The organism is Microcystis sp. M_QC_C_20170808_M9Col (genome assembly GCF_007095495.1).
GTDB classification, from domain to species: domain Bacteria; phylum Cyanobacteriota; class Cyanobacteriia; order Cyanobacteriales; family Microcystaceae; genus Microcystis; species Microcystis aeruginosa.
Genome location: NZ_SFBZ01000069.1, coordinates 1 through 6,338 on the forward strand (window position 1 = coordinate 1; position 6,338 = coordinate 6,338).

Below are 6,338 nucleotides of genomic sequence, written 5' to 3' on the forward strand. Positions count from 1 at the left end.
TTAACCTGAGCGACTTAGTTTTTGCTGCGCTTTTTTCTGGCTTGAGATTTTAGGTTCGACAGCAACTCCTTGATTGTTTTTTGAGTTACCCCTTGACAATCAAGACAGTCGCTACGTTCTACACTAGCAATATTTAGTTCATTTTTCGGTATCTTTTGAGACTTTTTTATCGGATATTTTCCAAGTCCGTCCTTGACAGTAAACTTGGCCATCTTTAATCTGAACGCCAAAAACCTGACGGGCTAATTGTAAAATTTCTTTACGTTCTTCATCGGTTAAATAATCATTTCCTTTTCTTCCGCTAGGGCAGATTTTTTGGTCGCCTCCTGCTTCTAGATAACGCTGTCTTCCTTTGGCTGCAATTTCGCCAATTCTTTCGTATTTTTGCTGTTGAAGTTCTGTCGGTTTTTTCATGGTTAAAGCATCCATTCTAGGGGAACAATTTCGCCATTAGGCAATAAGTATGATCTGGGCAATGTTAGACTAGAAGTAATGATTAGCCAAGCTCCATTATCTTCATCATAGACTCTAAAGAGCAGGAGTCCCAAAGTTTCAAGAGCATTTAAGACAAGATACTGTTCTTCTGTAGGTTCCACTTTTCTAAATAATTATTGTGATGATTTTCAATTATTTGGTAGATAAATTACCCCTTTAGCAATTCTTCCCTCTGTTCCTAATGTCTTGGCAGGAATTTCTAGGTTATCGGTGGACTCTATATAGGGTTTGCTGAAAAAGTACGGGCGAAGCATTCGGATAGAAAATCCACGGTTTCACCGATAGGTTATTGCCCGAATGCTTCGCCCCTACAGGACGCGGGCCGATGAAGACGCAAGGTTTTGAACGACGATTCTCTCAAAATCTTGCACCTGTTTCGCGAGAAAAGCCACAAAACCCTTACCTTGCCTAGATTTCACATTTATTCAGCAAGCCCTATATAAATTAGGATGTTTTCGTCAATTGGGATTGGAGTTAGTCGAGTCATGAGTAATGCAAAAATTGAAAATCAACTTTTTTCTTAACTATTTCCTCTAGTCAATTGCCATAGAAGTTCTCATCTAAGATTTGCTCTGGCAAGAAAGGACAAATTTGAGGATAATCATTTTCTGGGGGAATCCGAACACCAAATTGAGGGAGTTTCCCTTTCTTAATTGCCACTTGACGAGCATCTGGATAAGCTTCCTCGATAGCAGTTTCTAGATAGGATTTCAGGGAAGGTGTATCGCGTAAGTTTTTCTCAATTCGCTGGCGATGCTCAATAATAGAACAATACCAGCTATCCTTCATGGATGGCGGTGCGTCCTGCTGTACTTTTAATTTGAGCAAGTGAGCTAAAAGAATCATCAAATTACTTTCTAAAGTTCTTTTTTCCGATTTTCCCAACTCGGTTAACTCCTCAATTAAGTTATCAGTATCCAGCGCAGCAAATTCCCGCTTCTGTAGGTGGCTAATTGTTGTTGCGAGCCATACTTGAAAATCTTGTTCGTAGAGAGTTTTGGACATAGCGATAAGTTGTTCCTTCGAGTCAATAACTAGATTGGTAACTAAACGGCTACAATTCTCAAGGCGTTACTAATTTCTAGCTTCCCTTGTAGTTTACCAAAAAATCACCTAATATAGAGAAAATTTCTATACTTGGCTGACTGCCTATGGCTCCCTACACCATTTTCTAGTATCTTTGAGCAAACCGGCGAACGATAAGGAGTTAAAACTATGCCTTTAAGTTGGAATGAAATTAAAAATCGCGCGATTACCTTTCAAAAAGAGTGGCAAGGAGAGACTTCAGAAAAAGCAGAATCTCAATCTTTTTGGAATGAGTTTTTTCATGTCTTTGGCATTTCACGGCGTAGGGTAGCCAGTTTTGAGCAACCGATAAAAAAAGCCGATAATAAACAGGGTTTTATTGATTTATTATGGAAAGGAACGATTTTAGTTGAGCATAAATCGAAGGGGAAAGATTTAGAAAAAGCCACACAACAGGCTAAGGATTATTTTCCCAATTTAAAGGAACATGAGTTACCGCGTTATATTTTAGTCTCGGATTTTCAACGGTTTAAATTATATGATTTAGATTCAGGCAATCAATGGGAATTTGAATTAAGTAATTTTGTTGATAACGTTCATTTATTTGATTTTATTGCTGGTTACGAAAAGCGAGTTTATAAAGACGAAGATCCCGTCAATATTCAAGCAGCCGAGTTAATGGGAAAACTTCATGATTGCCTCAAAGAAATTGGTTATATGGGGCATGATTTGGAAGTTTATCTAGTGCGTTTATTATTTTGTTTATTTGCCGATGATACGGGTATTTTTAATAAGGGGATTTTCTGGGAATATATTGACCTACATACCAAAGAAGATGGCAGTGATTTGGCGATGCACATTGATGCTATTTTTCAGGTTTTGAATACACCAGAAGAAAAAAGATTAAAAAATCTGGATGAGAATTTAACTCAATTTCCCTACATAAATGGCAAGTTATTCGAGGAGTCATTACCCTTAGCGGCTTTTGATAGCAAGATGCGAGTCATGTTATTAGAAGCTTGTGCTTTTGATTGGGGAAAAATTTCCCCTGCTATTTTTGGTTCTATGTTTCAAGCGGTAATGAATCCAAAAGAGCGACGTAATTTAGGGGCGCATTATACCTCCGAGAAGAACATTCAAAAGGTGATTAAACCATTATTTTTAGATGATTTACACAGAGAATTTGAGAAGGTTAAAGGCAATCGCAATAAATTACTAGAATTTCAGAAAAAGATTGCTAATTTATATTTTCTTGATCCTGCCTGTGGTTGCGGCAACTTTTTAATTATTACCTATCGGGAGTTACGCGATTTAGAGATTTTGGTATTACAGGAGTTAGATAAAACGGGGCAGTTAGTAATAGATATTAGTAGGATTATTCAGGTAGATGTCAATCAGTTTGCTGGTATTGAATACGATGAGTTTGCGGTGAGGGTCGCAGAGGTGGCAATGTGGTTAATTGATCATCAGATGAATATTAAAGTTAGTAATACTTTTGGTCAGTATTTTGTGCGTTTACCATTAAAGAAAGCGGCAAAGATTGTTCATGGAAATGCCTTGCGGATTGATTGGGAGGAAATTGTATCAAAAGAGAATCTCAATTTTATTTTAGGAAATCCTCCTTTTGTGGGTAAACAGTTACAAAATGCTGACCAAAAGGCTGACATGAATCGTGTTTTAGGGGACGTTAAAGGAGCAGGTGTTTTAGATTATGTGACGGCATGGTATATTAAAGCGGCTGAATTTATTCAAAATAGTTTAATTCGTTGCGCTTTAGTTAGCACAAATTCTATTTCTCAGGGTGAACAAGTTGGTGTTCTTTGGCAAGAGCTTTATCAAAAATATAAAATAAAAATTCATTTTGCCCATCGAACTTTTAGCTGGAGTAATGAAGCAAAAGGAAACGCCGCAGTTCATTGTGTTATTATTGGTTTTGGGCTAGAAGATATTGACAATAAACGTATTTTTGATTATGCTGATATTAAAGGTGAACCAACAGAAAGAAAGGTTAAAAATATTAATCCTTACCTGACAGAAGGAAATGATTTAATCATTTTAAAGAAAATAAAACCCATTTGTAACGTGCCTGAAATGATCAAAGGCAGCCAACCTACAGATGGTGGTAATCTTCTGATGAATGACGAGGAAAAAGAACAGTATATTCGACAAGAACCCGCAGGAGAAAAATTTATTAAGCCTTTTATTTCTGCTGATGAATTTCTGAATAATAAAAGACGCTGGTGTTTTTGGTTAACAGAAATACAGCCTAAAGAATTAAAGCAGTTGCCCCTATTATTAAAAAGAGTAGAAGCTGTTAAAGAAATGCGTTTGGCTAGTTCTAAAGTTGCGACAATTAAATGGTCGCAGTTCCCAACATTATTTACTGAAAATAGACAGCCTGAAACTGATTATGTATTAGTACCTAGAGTTTCATCAGAAAATAGAAAATATATTCCGTTAGGATTTTTCAATAAAAATATAATAGTTAGTGATACCTGTATTGCAATTCCACGCGGTAGTATTTATCATTTTGGTATTCTTACTTCAGCAATGCACATGGCATGGGTTAAATATGTCTGTGGCAGATTAAAAAGCGATTATCGTTATTCAAACACCATCGTTTATAATAACTACCCCTTTCCAGAAAATATCACCGACAAACAAAAACAAACCGTTGAAACTTGCGCTCAAGCTGTGCTAGATACTAGGGCAAAATATCCTGATAGTAGCCTTGCGGATTTATACGATCCTTTAACCATGCCTCCGGACTTGCTCAAAGCTCACCAAAAACTTGACAAAGCCGTTGATTTGTGTTATCGTCCCCAACCCTTTACCAGTGAATTAAACCGTATTGAATACCTCTTTGAACTCTACGAAAAATTAACCGCTCCCCTACTCCCTACCAGCAAACAAAAACCCCCGAAAAGAAAAAATCCTCAATAACGAAGGCAAAAGGCAAAAAGCAGCTTTGTTCTCCCCATCACCCCATCACCCCACACCCCACACCCCACACCCCATCACCCCACACCCCACACCCCACACCCATCCCTAAGCGCCGCAATTCCGGAGATTATATAAAAAAACACCCAGAACAATCGAGGTGATGGACAATACTAAAGGTTGTGTAGGTCATCAGAAAAGCCCTTTCAGGGTAAAATACTATGAAACTAGCGTCACGAGTCAATCAAGTCACCCCCTCCCTTACCCTAGCTATCGACTCTCTGGCCAAGGAAATGAAGAGAAACGGCGAAGATGTCTGTAGTTTTAGCGCCGGGGAGCCAGATTTCGACACACCCACTCACATCAGAGCTGCCGCGAAAAAGGCCCTCGATGAGGGAAAAACTCGCTACGGACCGGCTGCCGGGGAAGCGGGGTTAAGAAAAGCCATCGCTGAGAAATTGCTGCGGGATAATCAACTGGCATACAATGCCGATAATGTGATTGTTACCAATGGGGGTAAACAGTCTCTCTATAATCTGATCATGGCGTTAATTGAAGCGGGGGACGAAGTAATTATTCCCGCACCCTACTGGTTGAGTTATCCTGAAATGGTGACGTTAGCGGGGGGAACATCGGTTATAGTGAACACTAGCCTAGAGAATCAGTATAAAATCACCCCCGAACAGCTAGAAGCGGCAATTACACCGAAAACTAAATTATTTGTTCTCAATTCTCCCTCTAATCCCACCGGTATTGTCTATACTCCCGAAGAAATCGCAGCTTTAGCAAAAATTGTGGTTGAAAAGGATATTTTAGTGGTTTCCGATGAAATTTACGAGAAAATCCTCTATGATGGCGCAATTCACCGCAGTATCGCTTCTTTTGGTCCGGAAATCTTTCAGCGCAGTATTATTAGCAATGGTTTTGCTAAAGCTTTCTCGATGACGGGGTGGCGCGTCGGTTACATAGCAGGACCGGTGGAAATTGTCAAGGCTATGACTAAGATCCAAAGTCATAGTACCTCCAATGTCTGCACTTTTGCCCAATACGGTGCGATCGCTGCTTTAGAGAGTCCCCAAGATTGCATCGAGGAAATGGTCAAAGCTTTTAGCGAGCGCCGACAGTATATTTTAGAACGAGTGCGAGCAATCCCCGGACTCAATTGTCCTACTCCCAACGGTGCTTTTTATGTGTTTATCGATATTAGTCAAACTGGTTTAAAATCCCGGGATTTTTGTCAGAAACTGCTCGAAACCCAAAAAGTGGCTGCTATCCCCGGTATTGCTTTCGGTGCCGATGATTGTATTCGTCTTTCCTATGCTACAGACCTAAAGACGATTGAAAAAGGATTCGATCGCCTTGATCAGTTTATCGGCAGTTTGTAGGATGATTACTTTGTTTGTTAGGGTGAATTTTGTTCGCCCTTTTTTTTGGGTTTTAACAGCTTATGTGAGTTGCTCACCTAGAAGGTGATTCAGGCATATTTGAGGATAATTTTCTATCTCAATTGTTAAGCAAAAATCGAAGCAATGTCTTTCTCTATAAGGGTTTCACCCCTTATAACTCCCGTCCATTGCATAACACAAACCGAAGAACCACTATTCTGATTGACTGGTATCACTGGAAATGCCCACGCAAACCACAAAATTGCACAATTGTCAATAGGGTTTGAGATGCGCTCACCCTGACCGAATCACCACCAGAACTTCCATCTTAAGTTGAACCCAGGGATGGGGATGATGAAATCTTGCATAATACCTGAACTTCCCCCATACATATATACTATAATAGCCGAAAACCCTTATCCATCAATGGATGCACCCCCTTAACTTTTCTTAATGTACCCATGTAATTTGTAACATTTCTTAATGGACAAG

General features: G+C 39.2%; 5 protein-coding genes. 2 read left to right on the plus strand and 3 right to left on the minus strand.

The window, feature by feature from the left end; genetic code table 11:
* Window positions 1–138 precede the first annotated feature (138 nt).
* From EWV68_RS04475 to EWV68_RS04485, 3 genes are all read right to left on the minus strand, one after another.
* Window positions 139–429, minus strand: a complete 291-nt coding sequence (locus tag EWV68_RS04475; RefSeq protein WP_287168958.1) for a hypothetical protein — start codon at window positions 427–429, stop codon at window positions 139–141.
* Window positions 417–596, minus strand: a complete 180-nt coding sequence (locus EWV68_RS04480) for a hypothetical protein (RefSeq protein WP_061431120.1) — start codon at window positions 594–596, stop codon at window positions 417–419. The genes EWV68_RS04475 and EWV68_RS04480 overlap by 13 nt, the downstream gene beginning before the upstream one ends.
* 436 nt (window positions 597–1,032) lie before the next feature.
* Entirely contained in the window at window positions 1,033–1,500 is a 468-nt protein-coding gene (locus EWV68_RS04485) for a DUF29 domain-containing protein (RefSeq protein ID WP_061431119.1), read from the minus strand.
* Window positions 1,501–1,710: 210 nt separating this feature from the next.
* Here EWV68_RS04485 and EWV68_RS04490 point away from each other — a divergent pair, with 210 nt between their 5' ends.
* Together EWV68_RS04490 and EWV68_RS04495 are read left to right on the plus strand one after the other, a co-directional pair.
* Window positions 1,711–4,464, plus strand: coding sequence for a DNA methyltransferase (locus EWV68_RS04490; protein ID WP_287168959.1), 2,754 nt, complete (start codon window positions 1,711–1,713; stop codon window positions 4,462–4,464).
* A gap of 218 nt (window positions 4,465–4,682) precedes the next feature.
* Window positions 4,683–5,846, plus strand: a complete 1,164-nt coding sequence (locus tag EWV68_RS04495) for a pyridoxal phosphate-dependent aminotransferase (RefSeq protein WP_061431117.1) — start codon at window positions 4,683–4,685, stop codon at window positions 5,844–5,846.
* Window positions 5,847–6,338: the final 492 nt, after the last annotated feature.

Bases quoted from the DNA above. Each gene is read 5' to 3' on its own strand.
- EWV68_RS04475 (WP_287168958.1), bottom strand. From the start codon at position 429: ATGGATGCTTTAACCATGAAAAAACCGACAGAACTTCAACAGCAAAAA.
- EWV68_RS04485 (WP_061431119.1), bottom strand. From the start codon at position 1,500: ATGTCCAAAACTCTCTACGAACAAGATTTTCAAGTATGGCTCGCAACA.
- EWV68_RS04490 (WP_287168959.1), top strand. From the start codon at position 1,711: ATGCCTTTAAGTTGGAATGAAATTAAAAATCGCGCGATTACCTTTCAA.
- EWV68_RS04495 (WP_061431117.1), top strand. From the start codon at position 4,683: ATGAAACTAGCGTCACGAGTCAATCAAGTCACCCCCTCCCTTACCCTA.